The organism is Candidatus Epulonipiscium sp. (genome assembly GCA_012519205.1).
Lineage (GTDB): Bacteria > Bacillota > Clostridia > Lachnospirales > Defluviitaleaceae > JAAYQR01.
Genome location: JAAYQR010000027.1, coordinates 103052 through 117869 on the forward strand (window position 1 = coordinate 103052; position 14818 = coordinate 117869).

General features: G+C 34.2%; 15 protein-coding genes and 1 pseudogene. 12 read left to right on the top strand and 4 right to left on the bottom strand.

Annotated elements, in window-relative coordinates:
* The first annotated feature begins 15 nt into the window (after positions 1–15).
* Positions 16–768, top strand: coding sequence for an exodeoxyribonuclease III (xth, locus tag GX308_09415; protein NLK22269.1), 753 nt, complete (start codon positions 16–18; stop codon positions 766–768).
* Positions 769–777: 9 nt separating this feature from the next.
* Here the strand turns inward: xth and GX308_09420 are convergent, their stop codons facing one another.
* Positions 778–1248: an acyl-CoA thioesterase gene (locus tag GX308_09420; GenBank protein NLK22270.1), complete on the bottom strand. Its 471-nt coding sequence runs from the start codon at positions 1246–1248 to the stop codon at positions 778–780.
* 137 nt (positions 1249–1385) lie between these two features.
* On the bottom strand, positions 1386–2261 hold the full coding sequence (locus GX308_09425; protein ID NLK22271.1) for an AraC family transcriptional regulator: 876 nt from the start codon (positions 2259–2261) through the stop codon (positions 1386–1388).
* Positions 2262–2440: 179 nt separating this feature from the next.
* On the opposite strand from GX308_09425, the pseudogene uxuA reads away from it, so the two are divergent.
* From uxuA to GX308_09475, 10 genes and pseudogenes are all read left to right on the top strand, one after another.
* A pseudogene (gene uxuA, locus GX308_09430) lies at positions 2441–3509 on the top strand (mannonate dehydratase).
* Between the two features lies 1 nt (position 3510).
* Positions 3511–5127, top strand: coding sequence for a mannitol dehydrogenase family protein (locus GX308_09435; protein NLK22272.1), 1617 nt, complete (start codon positions 3511–3513; stop codon positions 5125–5127).
* Positions 5128–5303: 176 nt separating this feature from the next.
* A complete protein-coding gene (locus tag GX308_09440; GenBank protein ID NLK22273.1) occupies positions 5304–5939 on the top strand; it encodes a YesL family protein in 636 nt (211 codons plus the stop codon).
* A 59-nt stretch (positions 5940–5998) separates the two neighbouring features.
* A complete protein-coding gene (locus tag GX308_09445) occupies positions 5999–6760 on the top strand; it encodes an IclR family transcriptional regulator (GenBank protein NLK22274.1) in 762 nt (253 codons plus the stop codon).
* A gap of 218 nt (positions 6761–6978) precedes the next feature.
* Positions 6979–7623, top strand: a complete 645-nt coding sequence (locus tag GX308_09450) for a bifunctional 2-keto-4-hydroxyglutarate aldolase/2-keto-3-deoxy-6-phosphogluconate aldolase (protein ID NLK22275.1) — start codon at positions 6979–6981, stop codon at positions 7621–7623.
* Between the two features lie 9 nt (positions 7624–7632).
* On the top strand, positions 7633–8658 hold the full coding sequence (locus GX308_09455) for a sugar kinase (GenBank protein ID NLK22276.1): 1026 nt from the start codon (positions 7633–7635) through the stop codon (positions 8656–8658).
* Between the two features lie 151 nt (positions 8659–8809).
* Entirely contained in the window at positions 8810–9754 is a 945-nt protein-coding gene (locus GX308_09460) for a 1,4-dihydroxy-2-naphthoate polyprenyltransferase (GenBank protein ID NLK22277.1), read from the top strand.
* 51 nt (positions 9755–9805) lie between these two features.
* Positions 9806–10648: a S1 RNA-binding domain-containing protein gene (locus GX308_09465; GenBank protein ID NLK22278.1), complete on the top strand. Its 843-nt coding sequence runs from the start codon at positions 9806–9808 to the stop codon at positions 10646–10648.
* A gap of 41 nt (positions 10649–10689) precedes the next feature.
* Positions 10690–12270 carry a DEAD/DEAH box helicase gene (locus GX308_09470; GenBank protein NLK22279.1) on the top strand — a complete coding sequence of 527 codons (1581 nt, stop codon included), beginning with the start codon at positions 10690–10692 and terminating at the stop codon, positions 12268–12270.
* 205 nt (positions 12271–12475) lie between these two features.
* Positions 12476–12709: an NrdH-redoxin gene (locus GX308_09475; protein NLK22280.1), complete on the top strand. Its 234-nt coding sequence runs from the start codon at positions 12476–12478 to the stop codon at positions 12707–12709.
* 98 nt (positions 12710–12807) lie between these two features.
* Here the strand turns inward: GX308_09475 and GX308_09480 are convergent, their stop codons facing one another.
* A complete protein-coding gene (locus GX308_09480; GenBank protein ID NLK22281.1) occupies positions 12808–13113 on the bottom strand; it encodes an AzlD domain-containing protein in 306 nt (101 codons plus the stop codon).
* On the bottom strand, positions 13110–13820 hold the full coding sequence (locus GX308_09485; protein NLK22282.1) for an AzlC family ABC transporter permease: 711 nt from the start codon (positions 13818–13820) through the stop codon (positions 13110–13112). Before GX308_09485 ends, GX308_09480 begins: the two co-directional genes overlap by 4 nt.
* Positions 13821–13982: 162 nt before the next feature.
* Here GX308_09485 and thyA point away from each other — a divergent pair, with 162 nt between their 5' ends.
* Positions 13983–14813 carry a thymidylate synthase gene (thyA, locus tag GX308_09490; GenBank protein ID NLK22283.1) on the top strand — a complete coding sequence of 277 codons (831 nt, stop codon included), beginning with the start codon at positions 13983–13985 and terminating at the stop codon, positions 14811–14813.
* Positions 14814–14818: the final 5 nt, after the last annotated feature.

The following is a 14818-nucleotide window of genomic DNA, read 5'->3' on the forward strand; positions in this document are numbered from 1 at the left end:
AAGAGGAGATATGTTATGAAACTAATATCATGGAATGTAAATGGGCTTAGGGCCTGTGTAAAAAAAGGTTTTATGGATTTTTTTGAGGCTGAAGATGCAGATGTTTTTTGTGTCCAGGAAATAAAGTTGCAAGAAGGTCAAATTGATTTGGAACTAAAAGGCTATCATCAGTACTGGAATTATGCCGAAAAGAAGGGATACTCCGGGACAGCTATTTTTTCGAAAATCAAACCAATTAGCGTATTTTATGGTATAGGAGAAGAAGAACATGATAAAGAAGGAAGAGTTATAACCTTAGAATTTGATAAATATTATATTGTAACAGTATACACACCCAATTCCCAGAGGGGTCTTGCTAGGCTTGAATACCGTATGGAATGGGAAAATGACTTCCTTAGTTATCTGAAGAATTTAGAAAAAACAAAGCCTGTTATTTTTTGCGGAGATTTAAATGTAGCCCATAAAGAAATTGACCTTAAAAATCCTCAGTCTAATAGAAAAAATGCAGGATTTAGTGATGAAGAAAGGGCTAAATTCGATGAGATTATACATAAAGGATTTATTGATACATTTAGATATTTTTATCCTGATAGAGAAGGGGCTTATACCTGGTGGTCCTATATGTTTAAAGCTAGGGAAAATAATGCAGGGTGGCGTATAGATTATTTTTGTGTTTCAAATAGTTTGAAGGATGAACTAAAAGATGCAATAATTTATAGTGATATATTAGGTTCGGATCATTGTCCCGTAGGACTTGAAATATTTTAAGACGAGAATTTAATTTCTCGTCTTTTTGCGTATTCTTTCATCCCGCCTTAATTGTGCTTTTTCATAATCACTTTTTTCTTCTTCCGTTTCGGGGAAGATAGGCGGCACAGGGGAAGGTTTACAATTTTCATCTAGGGCAACAAAAGTTAGATAAGCTTTATTTGTTAATATTATGGCCCCTGTTTTGGTGTTTTCTGCATAAACCCTTACCTTGACCTCCATAGAAGTTTTTCCTACCCAGGTTATTTTAGCTTTAAGCATAACCAATTCCCCTACTCTAATGGGGTGTCTAAAATCTAATCTATCCACACAGGCAGTGGCAACGGTTTTATTAGAATGCCTTGAAGCAGCCATGGCTCCTGCAATATCCATCCAGTGCATCATTCTTCCTCCCAGGAGATTACCGAGAATATTTGTATCATTAGGAAGAACTAATTCGGTCATTTCGACCGCAGATTGACTAGGGGTTTTACCGTTCATATTCCACCTCTTTCTATCTATATTAAATGGGTTAAATTTAGTAGAAACAATTATATCATAACTAGTATATATAATAAAAATAAAAATATACCGATGATGATTTCATGGGGATATAATAATGAGATAAAATCATAAAATCACGAATCTATGGAGGGGTACATTTCTTTGTATTCCCTTGGCGAAATACCATATTCTTTCTTGAAGGCACGATAAAAGGTAGAATAATCATTAAAACCATAAAGTCTAAATACTTTAGTAATGGATTGATTACTTAAGATTACATCTTTACAGGCGTGCAATCTTTTTTTTGTTACATATTGATGAATGGATATTCCAATATTATTTTTGAACTCATGGGCAATATAAAATTTATTAACATAAAACTCCTTTTCAAGACAATCTAGGGATAAATCCCCGGATAGGTTGTCTGCAATATAATTACAAATATTTAGGTATAATGGTTTATTGGTAGTTTTAACTTTATTATGGTTTTTTTCATATACTAAGCGATTTAAATGAAGAAGCAAAGAATTAAGCTGTAAGGAAACTTCCGCCTCCTTACCAAAGCGCTCGTTTTTAATTTCTTCAATTAGTCTAAAAATCATGGACTGAATGCTATTAAAAGAAATAACATCATTATGAAAGATATAGTTTTTAGTTGTAGATACATATTGCATCATATAAACATAGCTGGGTGAAATTTTTAATAGTTGGTTACAATAATCTTGACTAATCCATAGTACAAAACGGCGGTAGGGCAGCTCATGATTTAAAAAGGAGGGATAATGATTGGTTCCAGGGGGTATTAGGAAAAAGTCCCCAGGTTTAATAGGATATCTATGGCCGGCAATATTGATTTCCATATTGCCCTCCAAAAAAAAGTAAAACTCATAGTAATCATGGCTATGGGGTGCAACCGGAGGAAGCTGGGAATCAGAATAATAGTATATCTCAAAGTCCTTTGACAACATATATTGTCTGGTATTAAAGGAAGATTGTAAGTTCTTTTTCAAAGTTTTTTTCAAGGATATCCCTCAATCTAATTTATTTATAAGATTTATATTACATTTATATAATACTTCCTCATAGCAAGATTTGCAATATGTACAACAAGTTTTCCAATTGAATTAATACAACAAACTCATATAATCAAATTAAAATACTATTATACTCATTATAGGGAGGTAATATTATGAAGATGACATTAAGGTGGTTTACAAAAGAATTCGATACGGTTACCTTAGAACAAATAAGACAAATTCCAGGGGTAGAGGGGGTTATTACAACCCTATACGACTCTATACCGGGGGAGGCATGGAGTAGGGAATCCATAAAAAGATTAAAGGAAGAAGTAGAAGAAGCAGGGCTAAAGATAGAAGGTATTGAAAGTGTGAACATCCATGATGCTATTAAAGTAGGTACACCGGATAGGGATAAATATATAGATAATTATATTACTACTTTAGAGGGATTGGGAGAAGAAGGCATTCATATGGTATGTTATAATTTTATGCCCGTATTTGACTGGACCCGTACGGAATTGGCCCGCAAAAGACCCGATGGTTCTACGGTGCTGGCTTATAATCAAGGGGCAGTCGATAAGATAAATCCTAGGGACATGTTTAAGAGTCTAGATTCAGATGCTAAAGGCTTTATCTTGCCGGGCTGGGAGCCAGAGCGGATGGCTAAGATAAAAGAACTTTTTGATATGTATAAAGAAGTGGACGAAGAAAAACTCTTTAAAAACCTTAAATATTTTCTAGAAAGAATTATGCCAGTATGTGACAAATACGATATCAATATGGCAATACATCCCGATGACCCCGCGTGGAGTGTATTTGGTTTACCTAGAATTATCATTAATAAACAAAACATTTTACGAATGATGAAGATGGTGGACAATCCCCATAACGGAGTTACATTTTGTTCTGGCTCCTATGGAACGAATCTAGAAAATGATTTGCCGGATATGATTCGTTCCTTAAAGGGAAGAATCCATTTTGCCCATGTTAGAAATCTAAAGTTTAACTCCCCCTATGGATTTTGAAGAATCGGCACATTTATCCTCCGATGGAAGTTTTGATATGTACGAAATTATGAAGGCACTTTATGATATAGGATTTACAGGTCCCATACGTCCAGACCATGGTCGTATGATTTGGGGAGAAGTGGCGATGCCCGGATATGGCCTGTATGATAGGGCTTTAGGTGCTTCTTACTTAAACGGACTTTGGGAAGCAATAAAGAAAGGAAACAGATAATATGAAACTAAATGAAAAAGGTCTAAAAAATAAGGACACATGGACAATCAAAGGTTATAGGGTTCCTAAATACGATAGAGAAACAATCAGGATAAACACAATAAAAAACCCCTTTTGGATTCATTTTGGAGTAGGTAATATTTTTAGGGCATTCCAAGCTAATACAGTACAAAATTTATTAAATAAGAATATAATTAATAGGGGACTAATTGCAGTAGAAGGATATGATTATGAAATCATTGAAAAAATAAACAAACCCTATGATGATTATTCCATATTAGTAACCCTAAAATCCAATGGAACTGTAGAAAAAACAGTTATAGGGTCTGTTGTAGAGTCTCTTGTGGCAGATAGTGGGAATAAATTTCATTTTGACAGGCTAAAAGAAATCTTTATGAATGATAGTTTGCAGATTGCAAGTTTTACCATCACAGAAAAGGGTTATAGTCTAATAGATGCTAAATCTCAGTTTCTTAAGGATGTAGAGGCCGATTTAGAACAAGGGGTGTCTCTACCTAAAAGTTATATAGGAAAAGTAACCGCCCTTATATACGAAAGATTCTTATCAGGAGAAAAGCCCATTGCCTTAGTCAGTATGGATAATTGTTCCCATAATGGGGATAAGTTATATGAAGCTATTAACACCATTGCGTCTGCCTGGGAAGAAAGAGGTTTAGTGAAAAAAGGATTTAGGGATTATATTAATAATCCATCAAAGCTATCTTTTCCTTGGACTATGATTGATAAAATTACTCCAAGACCAGATGATTCCGTAAGAAAAGTATTAGAAGAGGATGGAATAGAAGACATACAGCAAATCATTACATCAAAAAATACTTATGTTGCTCCTTTTGTTAACGGCGAAGAATGTGAGTATTTGGTAATCGAAGATGCCTTTCCTAATGGCAGACCTCCACTAGAAAAGGGAGGGATTATCTTTACCGATAGACAGACAGTGGATAAAGTAGAAAAAATGAAAGTATCCACCTGTCTTAACCCCCTGCATACTGCCCTAGCAATCTTTGGCTGTTTATTAGGGTATGACTTGATTTCAAAGGAAATGGAAAATCCGCTGCTAAGGAAAATGGTTGAAATTATAGGTTATAAAGAAGGGCTTCTTGTTGCAGTCGATCCCAAAATAATCAATCCTAAAAAATTCATAGATGAAGTATTGCAAGTTCGTATCCCGAATCCTTTTATGCCGGATACCCCGCAGAGAATAGCTACAGATACTTCACAAAAACTACCTATTCGCTTTGGGGAAACTATAAAAGCCTATGAGCAATCAAATAAATTGGATACCCAGGATTTGAAAATAATTCCCTTGGTATTTGCAGGTTGGATTCGCTACCTTATGGGAGTTGATGATAAGGGGGAGCCCTTTATCATTAGTCCGGACCCCATGCTTGATGCCCTATCTTTGCACATAGAAGATATTTCATTGGGAGATAGGATAGATGCTCACAAGGTCTTAGAGCCCATATTAAGTAATGAAAAAATATTTGGGGTTAATTTATATAAAGTAGGATTGGGAAAAAGAGTTGAAGATTATTTTACAGAAATGATTGCCGGCACCGGAGCGGTGGAAACTACTTTAAATAAATATATAAAGATATAGATAAAGGAACAACTTTGGATGTTAAGGATTCAAAGTTGTTTCTTTATAATGGGTTATCGTATCCTAAAACTATTAAACATGTAAAAAGAATATTTCATATGTTTAATAAGTGTGATAATATAACCGTAGCTCTTATTTTTTCCAAATAAATATACAAACAAATGAGGAGGAAAAATATGGGAAATGGGATTTTTTCAGTAGATGGGCCCCTTTATAAATTTGGTGGTCTTGTTTTTGATTTATTTATGTTAAATTTATTATGGCTTTTATTTTGTATACCTATTGTAACTGCAGGGGCATCTACAACGGCATTGTTTTATGTAGCAGGTAAAAGAGTCCGTAAAGAAGAGGGCTATTTGTTTAGGGATTTTTGGAAAAGTTTCAAAATGAACTTTATGCAGTCTACCATAGTGTGGATTATTCTTTTAATCGCTTATTTTATACTATATGTTAATATAATGAATATAGGAAATGTAGGCACCATGGCAAGATTTATCATGCCCATCCAAATTATTATTCTAATTGAACTCGTAGTTATGAGTATCTATATGTTTGCCCTGCTCTCAAGATTTTATATGACCATAGGTGGTCTTTTTAAGACCTCTCTTATCATGGCTAATAAGCATATTATTACTACATTTTTATGTATATTTGCCTTTGCTGGAGTAGTCTTTTTTATAAAAATATGGCCTTTATTTATTTTCTTCTTTGTTAGCACTTATGCCCTTTGGAGTTCTTATTTTTTAGATAGAATATTTAAAAAGTATATACCCAAGACAGAAGAAGAAATAGAAGAACCTGAGGCAGAATAAGTACAAAGGATTAAAATTTTAAAGCGTGAAATCCACAGTATACAGAAAGGGAGAAAGAGATGAAGGATATAGTTCAATCTGTTGATAGGACATTATCAATTTTGGAAGTACTATCAGATTATGATGATGGGCTGGGAGTTGCAGATATAAGTGCTAAGTTAGATCTTCATAAGAGCACAGTGCACAGATTGTTATCCACATTGATTATAAAAGGATATGTAGAGCAAAATTCTGAAAATAGCAGATATAAAATTACTTTAAAATTATTTGAATTAGGAAGTAAAAGAATTTCTAATATGGATATATTAGAGATAGCTAGACCGTATTTAAAAGAATTAATGGAAAAAACTAACGAGGTTGTCCATTTAGTAATAAGAGAAAACACCGATATAATCTATATCGATAAAGTTGAATCCAAAACTACCATTAGAATGCATTCAAGAATTGGAAGAAGAAGCCCTGCCTATTGTACGGCCGTAGGAAAGGCCATACTTTCGGGGCTTGATGATAAAAAGATTGAAAAAATCTGGGAAGAAAGTGATATAAAGCAGTATACTCCCTTTACGATTATAAATCTTGAGGATTTTAAGAGAGAATTAAAATCCATAAGGGAAAAAGGCTTTGCAGTGGATGAAGAGGAAAATGAATTAGATGTCAGATGCGTAGGAGCTTCCATATATGACTATACAGGGGAAACCTGTGCTGCTGTGAGTATTTCCGGTCCCATAACGCGAATGACTGATGAAAAAATCAAAGAGTTTTCTAGATGGTTAGTGCATTATACCATGGAGATATCGAAAGAGCTAGGTTATAAAAATTGATAACCTGGCTCTTTATTTTCGAATAAATCATCAAAATATCAAGAAGTAAATCGAATAGAAAATGAAAAGATACGAATAATAGAGAAAGGAAGAATAATACGGAGAAAACTAAAAGTAGTTTAAAAATAATCCATATATTTTGTTTTGCATTGCGACACTGTATTTCGTATAATGAAACTGTGGACCGTATAATGGAACGAAATAGATAGGAGGATAATATGATTTCCAAAATCGAAACCTTAAATAAAATTATAAATGTGGGTATTGTAGCAGTGGTCAGGGCAGAAAATAATGAGCAAGCAGAGAAAATTGCCAAAGCATGTATAGAAGGTGGCATACCGGCTATAGAAATAACCTTTACTGTACCTGATGCTCATAAAGTTATTGAATCCCTAAAATCAACATTTACAAAAGAAGAGTTAATTATTGGGGCAGGTACGGTACTAGATAGTGAAACTGCCAGAGTTGCTATTCTTTCCGGAGCAGAATACATAGTTAGCCCTGGGTTTGATATGGATAGCGCTAAACTATGCAACAGATATCAAATTCCTTATATGCCGGGATGTATGACCATTACCGAAATGATTAGGGCTATGGAAGCAGGGGCAGATATCATAAAAGTATTCCCGGGAAGCGCATATGGACCTGATATTATTAAAGCTATAAAGGGGCCCCTCCCACAAGCAGTACTCATGCCTACCGGTGGTGTAAGTTTGGATAATGTAGATCAATGGATTAAAAATGGATGCATTGCTGTTGGAGTTGGCGGTGAGCTAACTAGCGGTGCTAAAACCGGAAATTATGAACTTATTACGGAAACAGCAAGGAAATTTATCGAAAAAATAAAGGAAGCCAGAAAGTAGGGGATAAATATGAGTAAAAAAGTGATTACTATGGGAGAAATCATGCTTCGACTTTCGACCCCGGGACACTTAAAATTTGAACAAGCAGATACTTTAGAGGTTGTATACGGCGGTGGGGAAGCAAATGTAGCGGTTTCCTTAGCTAATTATGGGCTGGATGCATATTTTGTAACCAAGCTTCCTGAAAACCCCATCGGACAATCAGCAGTAAATAGCTTAAGACGCTTTGGCGTTAAAGAAGATTATATTGCTAGAGGTGGGGAAAGAATAGGTATTTATTATCTAGAAACAGGAGCATCCATGCGCCCTTCTAAGGTAGTATACGACAGAGCTAACTCCGCTATAGCAGAAGCAGAGATATTAGATTTTGATTTTGATAAGATTTTTAAGGGGGCAGATTGGTTTCATTTTAGCGGAATTACACCTGCAATCAGTGATAAGGCAGCTCTACTTACGGAAACAGCCCTTAAGGCAGCTAAGAGGCATGGAGTCATGGTTAGCGTAGACTTAAATTACAGAAAAAAACTATGGACTCCCGAGAAAGCACAGCAAATCATGACTAAGCTTATGGCATATGTGGATGTATGTATCGGGAATGAGGAAGATGCAGAAAAAGTACTAGGGTTTAAACCGGGGGAAACCGATGTAACAAAAGGTGAATTAGAATTAGAGGGATACAAAACCATCTTTAAACAAATGAAAGATAAATTTGGATTCAAATATGTAGCTTCATCCTTGAGAGAAAGCTATTCTGCATCTGATAACGGATGGAGTGCAATGATTTACGATGGAAACGAATTTTATCATTCGAAAAAATACGATATTAGGATAGTTGATAGAGTAGGGGGAGGAGACTCCTTTGCAGCAGGATTGATTTATGGATTAATCACCGATCAAAACTTCAAAGACGCATTGGAATTTGGTGTTGCAGCATCTGCCCTAAAGCATACGATACCAGGAGATTTTAATCATTCTACCGTAGAGGAAGTTATGAACTTGGTCAAAGGAGATGCTTCTGGGAGGGTTCAAAGATAACAACTTAGTTGCTCATTGATATTGAGTATGTTAAATAACATACTCTCTTTTTTTATTGTATACAATATATCTACTCATCTTTCCCATAAAGTATTTGAATGATTAGTGGATTTATAGTAGAATAATTGAGTTAGATAAAAGGAGGGAAAAGATGAGCATTAGGAGTTTTCTAAAATTAGCGGAAATCCAAACAAAGGTGGCTAGTATGATTCCTTTTTTGTTAGGAAATGCCTATGCCATATATCATTTTAAAAGGTTCAACATATTAAATTTTATGATAATGCTTATTTCATTATTAACTTTTGATATGTTGACTACAACAATTAATAACTACATAGACTACAAAAAGGCAAGAAAAACCTATGGGTATAATTATGAGACCCATAATGCAATAATAAGAGATAATATAAAAGAATCCGCCGTATGGATAACCATAATGATTCTTCTACTAATAGCCTCGACAACAGGATTTATCTTATTTTTAAGGACAAACATAATCATTCTTATACTGGGAATCCTATCTTTTATAACAGGAATACTTTATTCTTTTGGTCCCATACCAATTTCAAGAATGCCCTTAGGGGAAATTTTCTCCGGACTTTTTATGGGGTTCATGATAGTTTTTATTTCTATATATATTCACATATACGATATAGGTATTGTAGATATTGTTTACCAAAATGAAATATTAACCCTTAATCTTAATCTTAAAGAAATCATATATATATTTTTGATATCTTTGCCTGCCGTAATAGGTATTGCTAATATAATGCTGGCAAATAATATTTGTGATATGGAAGATGATATTATTAATAAGAGATATACCCTTCCCATTTATATTGGAAAGGATAGGAGCTTAAGGATTTTTAAAATTTTATACTATATTATATATATTGATATTATACTTTTGGTTATATTATATATAAGCCCGATATTTACTTTAGCTACACTATTTACATTTATAATAGTCAAGAAAAATATCCGTATATTTTTTGAAAAGCAATCAAAAAAAGATACCTTTGTTACCGCTGTACGAAATTTCACACTTATAAATCTTATCCATGTTTTGATGATTGGTATAGGAATTCTACTGTAGAAATGATAGGATGTTATAAAGGTTAATATTACTAATATCAAGGAGATGCATATGATAAAATTAGGTGAAATTCAAAAACTAAGGGTTTTAAGAATTACTTCCATTGGTGCCTACTTAAACACAAAAGAAGGAAAAAAGGAAGAGGATGTTCTACTTCCTAAGAAACAAATACCAGAAGATACCGAAGTGGGAGACGAACTAGAAGTTTTTATATATAGGGATTCGAAAGACCGTATCATAGCCACAACCAAAAGACCTAGAGTAACTTTAGGAAAATTAGCTATTTTAAAAGTCGTAGACACAAGTAAAATAGGGGCATTTTTAGATTGGGGTCTTGAGAAGGATTTATTCCTTCCCTTTAGGGAACAGGCCACCCGGGTTTCTAAGGGAAAAAGCTATTTAGTAGGTCTATACATAGATAAAAGCGATAGACTTTGCGCTACCATGGATGTGTATGACCTTCTAAGAAGCGATTCACCTTATAAGGAAAATGATAAAGTTTGTGGGATTGTGTATAAAGTAAAAGAAGATTTAGGGGTTTTTGTAGCTGTCGATAGCAAGTATCACGGTTTTATTCCATCAACTGAATTATATGAAAAGTACCAAAATGGGGATGAAATAGAAGGCAGAGTAATAAAAATCCGTGAAGATGGAAAAATAGATATCAGTGTAAGGGAAAAAGCCTATATCCAGGTGGAGGAAGATGCTAAGGTTATCTTAGGAAAGTTATTGTTAAAAGGGGGCAAGCTTCCATTTAACGACAATACTGATCCATCTATAATAAAAAAAGAATTTAATATGAGTAAGAGAGCATTTAAAAGAGCAATCGGTAAACTATTCAAAGAAGGAAAAATAAAAATTACCACCTCAGGTATCGAAGAATTTCATAATTAAAAACACCATAAAGATAAAATTTAACAATAGGAGAGTAAAATATGAATACAGCTAGATTTGATGATTTAAATATATCAAAAGAACTAATTAAAGCAGTTGAGGATATGGGGTTTGAAGAAACCACCCCTATACAATCTCAGGCAATACCTCATATATTAGAGGGGAAGGACGTAATAGGACAAGCCCAAACAGGAACAGGTAAAACAGCATCTTTTGGAATACCTATCTTGGAAAAGGTTGATGTCCAAGACAATAATTTACAGGCTTTGGTATTATGTCCTACGAGGGAATTAGCGATTCAAGTTTCGGAAGAAATAAGAAAACTGGGAAAATACCTTCAGGGAATAAAGACCCTTCCCATATATGGGGGACAGCCAATTGACAGGCAAATTAAATCTTTAAAAAAGGGCATTCAAGTCATAATTGGGACCCCAGGACGGGTAATGGATCACATGAATCGAAAAACCATAAAACTAAATAAACTTAAAATGATAATTTTAGATGAAGCAGATGAAATGCTTAATATGGGATTTAGGGAAGATATCGAGATGATACTTAAAGGTACCCCAAAAAGCCGTCAAACCATTTTGTTTTCTGCTACCATGCCTAGAGCTATTTTAGATATTGCAAAAACCCATCAGGAAAACCCTGAAATAGTTAAAGTAGTGCGTAAACAACTAACTGTCCCAAGCATTGAACAATATTATTTCGAAGTAAAAGAAAGAAATAAAGTTGAAATTCTTACAAGACTTATTGATATGCATAATCCTAAACTGTCCCTTATCTTTTGTAACACCAAAAAGAAGGTAGATGAACTGGTAAATGATTTACAAGGAAGAGGATATTTTGCAGATGGGCTCCATGGGGATATGAAGCAGCCCCTAAGAGATAGGGTCATGAATAACTTTAGAAATGGAAACACAGAGATATTAATAGCAACAGATGTGGCAGCAAGGGGAATTGATGTGGATGATGTAGAGGCTGTATTTAACTATGATATTCCACAGGATGAAGAATACTATGTTCATAGAATTGGAAGGACAGGACGGGCAGGTCGCCTAGGGAAGGCATTTAGTTTTATCGTAGGTAGGGAAATATATAAACTTAAAGATATCCAAAGGTATACCAAGACCAAAATAAAGCTTCAACAAGCTCCTAGCCTCAATGACGTAGAAGAGGCCAAAATCAGTATTCTAATCGACAACATAAAAAGCGTTATCGAAAATGAAGATTTAAATAAACAAATCAGAATCATAGAAAGATTAGTTGAAGAAGATTATACCTCCCTAGATTTATCTGCAGCTCTTCTAAAGATGGTAATGGGCAAAGAAACAGAGCATGAGGCAGATGCGGACTTCGAAGAAACAGGTTCAGAACCAGGAATGGTAAGATTGTTTATAAATATAGGGCGAAAGCAAAATGTAAGGGCTAGGGATATCGTAGGGGCTATAGCAGGAGAAACCGGCCTTTCTGGAAAACTCATAGGAACCATTGATGTATACGACAAATACACTTTTGTAGAGGTTCCTAAAGAATATACAAAGGAAGTTCTAAAGATAATGAACCACGCCCAAATCAAAGGGAAATCCATAAATATTGAGCCGGCAAATAAGAAAAAGTAGCAATCATTTAGATATGAAGGGATTCTATGAAAATCAAAGGGATTTTTAGGATATATAAGTTATTTTAAAAATATAGGTAAAAATGACAATATACTAAAATTGATAAATTGTAAAAACGTAATATAATGATATTATAAACAACAACTTGAAATATGAGGCATAAATAATCCTATAAAACATATTATAACGAAAAGGAGGTTTTTGCATGAATAACATTATTGTATACTCTACTCCGACATGTCCATTTTGTCATATGGTGAAGAACTATTTGAAAAAAAATAATTTTGAATACAAGGATATTGATGTAGCCAAGGACCAAATTGCAGCCGAGGAAATGGTCAAGAAATCCGGTCAAATGGGGGTACCCGTTATCGATATCGATGGAAGTATTGTAGTAGGTTTTGATAGGGAGAAGATAAATAGTTTATTAGGTTTATAATATTAACCTCAAAAAAGTCGGGAAAAATCTCGACTTTTTTGTGTTATCTTATACTTTTTTGTATAATAGAAATAGGTATGGAGGGAAAATGGTATATACTACAGGTATTGAAGAAGCAAAAAGGTAGCCCCGACCGATGCTAATACAGATAACACTATATTACCCTTTAGCCAAGATAAGAGGAAGGCTGTAATGACTCCGCCCCAAGCTGCTAGCGGATTATTCGGTATAAAAGTAAAGGCATCAGGTATAATTAAAGCCCCTAAAGTCGCATAGGGAACATAGGTTAAAAACTTCTTAAGGGTAGGGTTCATGGATTTTTTTGAAACTAAGGTAAAAGGAATAAGCCTTGGTATATACGTAACGATAGCTATGCCTAATATTAGTGGGAAATAAGAACTCATATATTTGCACCTCCATCATCTTTAGAAAATACAATAACCCCAAGTAAGGAAGCGAGTATTATAGAAATAATAAGGGTCCAGCCTTGGGGGATTAGCTTACTTACATTTAAAATAGAGTGAATAGCTCCAGCGGATAATGAAATAATAATTACTTTAAAGGATTTTTTCATCGATGGAACTAAAATAGCAATAAACATTGAATATAGAGCAATTCCCATACTGTTTTGCACGGTTTCAGGGAGAATTGAACCTGCCAAATAGCCTACAATACTACCACTAACCCAGGAAATATGAGCAGTTGTATTTACAATAAGGGCATATAGCATACTTATTTTCCCATCCTTCATAGCTGTGACAGAAAAGGTTTCATCGGTTATCCCAAAAGCAACTAGAGGAATTATACCCTTTTTAGGGTTTTTTATTTTTGTACTAAGGGTTGCACTCATTAAAAAATGTCTAAAATTCATTATGGCTGTTGCAAGGATTATTTCTAGGGCTGCTACCTTTAAAGCAATTAAATTTAAAGCAGCAAATTGGCTAGCCCCTGCAAAAATCATAAGTGAAAATAAAAAGGTATCCATAAGGGAAACTTGATTGGTTTTGGCTAATATTCCAAAGGCTATTGCAATAGGAATATATCCGATTGCAATGGGGAAGGCGTCTTTGATACCCTCTTTTATGTCAGTTCTTTTATCCGAGATTGTCATAGTATAGCCCCTTATTCTTTAAATTTTATAAATAAAATATACATAGGAAAGTATAAAATGTCAATCGACTATTTATTTGTTGATTCTACAAAAAATGTGCAGTATTATAGATTTAAGTTCAGGAAAAAGATGAATAATAAATATTATGGAAGAAGGTGCAGGATGAGTTTAGCAGATACTATCTTTATAGATATGTGTAAAGATATCATAGATAATGGAACAAGTTCAAAGGGGCAAAAGGTAAGACCTAGATGGGAGGATGGTACTCCCGCCCATACTATAAAGAAATTTGGTGTTATAAGTAGATATGATTTATCTAAGGAATTTCCTATTTTAACCCTAAGGAAAATTCCTTTTAAATCAGCAATTGACGAGATTCTTTGGATTTGGCAGAAAAAGTCCAATTATGTTAAGGATTTAAACAGTCATATATGGGATGCTTGGGCCGATGAAGAAGGTTCAATAGGAAAGGCTTATGGTTATCAACTGGGGATTAAACATAAATACCAAGAGGGGGAATTTGACCAAGTAGATAGGGTTCTTTATGATTTGAAACATAACCCCTATAGCAGAAGAATTATGACCAATTTATACAACCACCATGACCTTCACGAAATGAATCTGTATCCATGCGCCTATAGTCTTACTTTTAATGTAACAGGGGACAAATTAAACGGTATACTTAATCAAAGATCCCAGGATATATTAGTAGCCAATGGATGGAATGTATGTCAATACGCCATACTACTCCATATGTTTGCTCAAGTTAGCGATTTAAAAGTTGGAGAATTAATTCATGTTATAGCAGATGCTCATATTTATGATAGGCATATTCCCATAGTAAAAGAATTAATACAAAGGAAAACTTATTCTGCGCCTAAACTATTAATCAATAAAGAGGTCAAGGATTTTTATGAATTTAAAGTAGAAGATTTTTCTCTAGAAGATTATGAACATGGGGAGCCAGTTAAAAATATTCCTGTGGCAGTGTAGGAGGT

Bases quoted from the DNA above. Each gene is read 5' to 3' on its own strand.
- xth (NLK22269.1), top strand. From the start codon at position 16: ATGAAACTAATATCATGGAATGTAAATGGGCTTAGGGCCTGTGTAAAA.
- GX308_09420 (NLK22270.1), bottom strand. From the start codon at position 1,248: ATGAACGGTAAAACCCCTAGTCAATCTGCGGTCGAAATGACCGAATTA.
- GX308_09435 (NLK22272.1), top strand. From the start codon at position 3,511: ATGAAACTAAATGAAAAAGGTCTAAAAAATAAGGACACATGGACAATC.
- GX308_09440 (NLK22273.1), top strand. From the start codon at position 5,304: ATGGGAAATGGGATTTTTTCAGTAGATGGGCCCCTTTATAAATTTGGT.
- GX308_09445 (NLK22274.1), top strand. From the start codon at position 5,999: ATGAAGGATATAGTTCAATCTGTTGATAGGACATTATCAATTTTGGAA.
- GX308_09450 (NLK22275.1), top strand. From the start codon at position 6,979: ATGATTTCCAAAATCGAAACCTTAAATAAAATTATAAATGTGGGTATT.
- GX308_09455 (NLK22276.1), top strand. From the start codon at position 7,633: ATGAGTAAAAAAGTGATTACTATGGGAGAAATCATGCTTCGACTTTCG.
- GX308_09460 (NLK22277.1), top strand. From the start codon at position 8,810: ATGAGCATTAGGAGTTTTCTAAAATTAGCGGAAATCCAAACAAAGGTG.
- GX308_09465 (NLK22278.1), top strand. From the start codon at position 9,806: ATGATAAAATTAGGTGAAATTCAAAAACTAAGGGTTTTAAGAATTACT.
- GX308_09470 (NLK22279.1), top strand. From the start codon at position 10,690: ATGAATACAGCTAGATTTGATGATTTAAATATATCAAAAGAACTAATT.
- GX308_09475 (NLK22280.1), top strand. From the start codon at position 12,476: ATGAATAACATTATTGTATACTCTACTCCGACATGTCCATTTTGTCAT.
- GX308_09480 (NLK22281.1), bottom strand. From the start codon at position 13,113: ATGAGTTCTTATTTCCCACTAATATTAGGCATAGCTATCGTTACGTAT.
- GX308_09485 (NLK22282.1), bottom strand. From the start codon at position 13,820: ATGACAATCTCGGATAAAAGAACTGACATAAAAGAGGGTATCAAAGAC.
- thyA (NLK22283.1), top strand. From the start codon at position 13,983: ATGAGTTTAGCAGATACTATCTTTATAGATATGTGTAAAGATATCATA.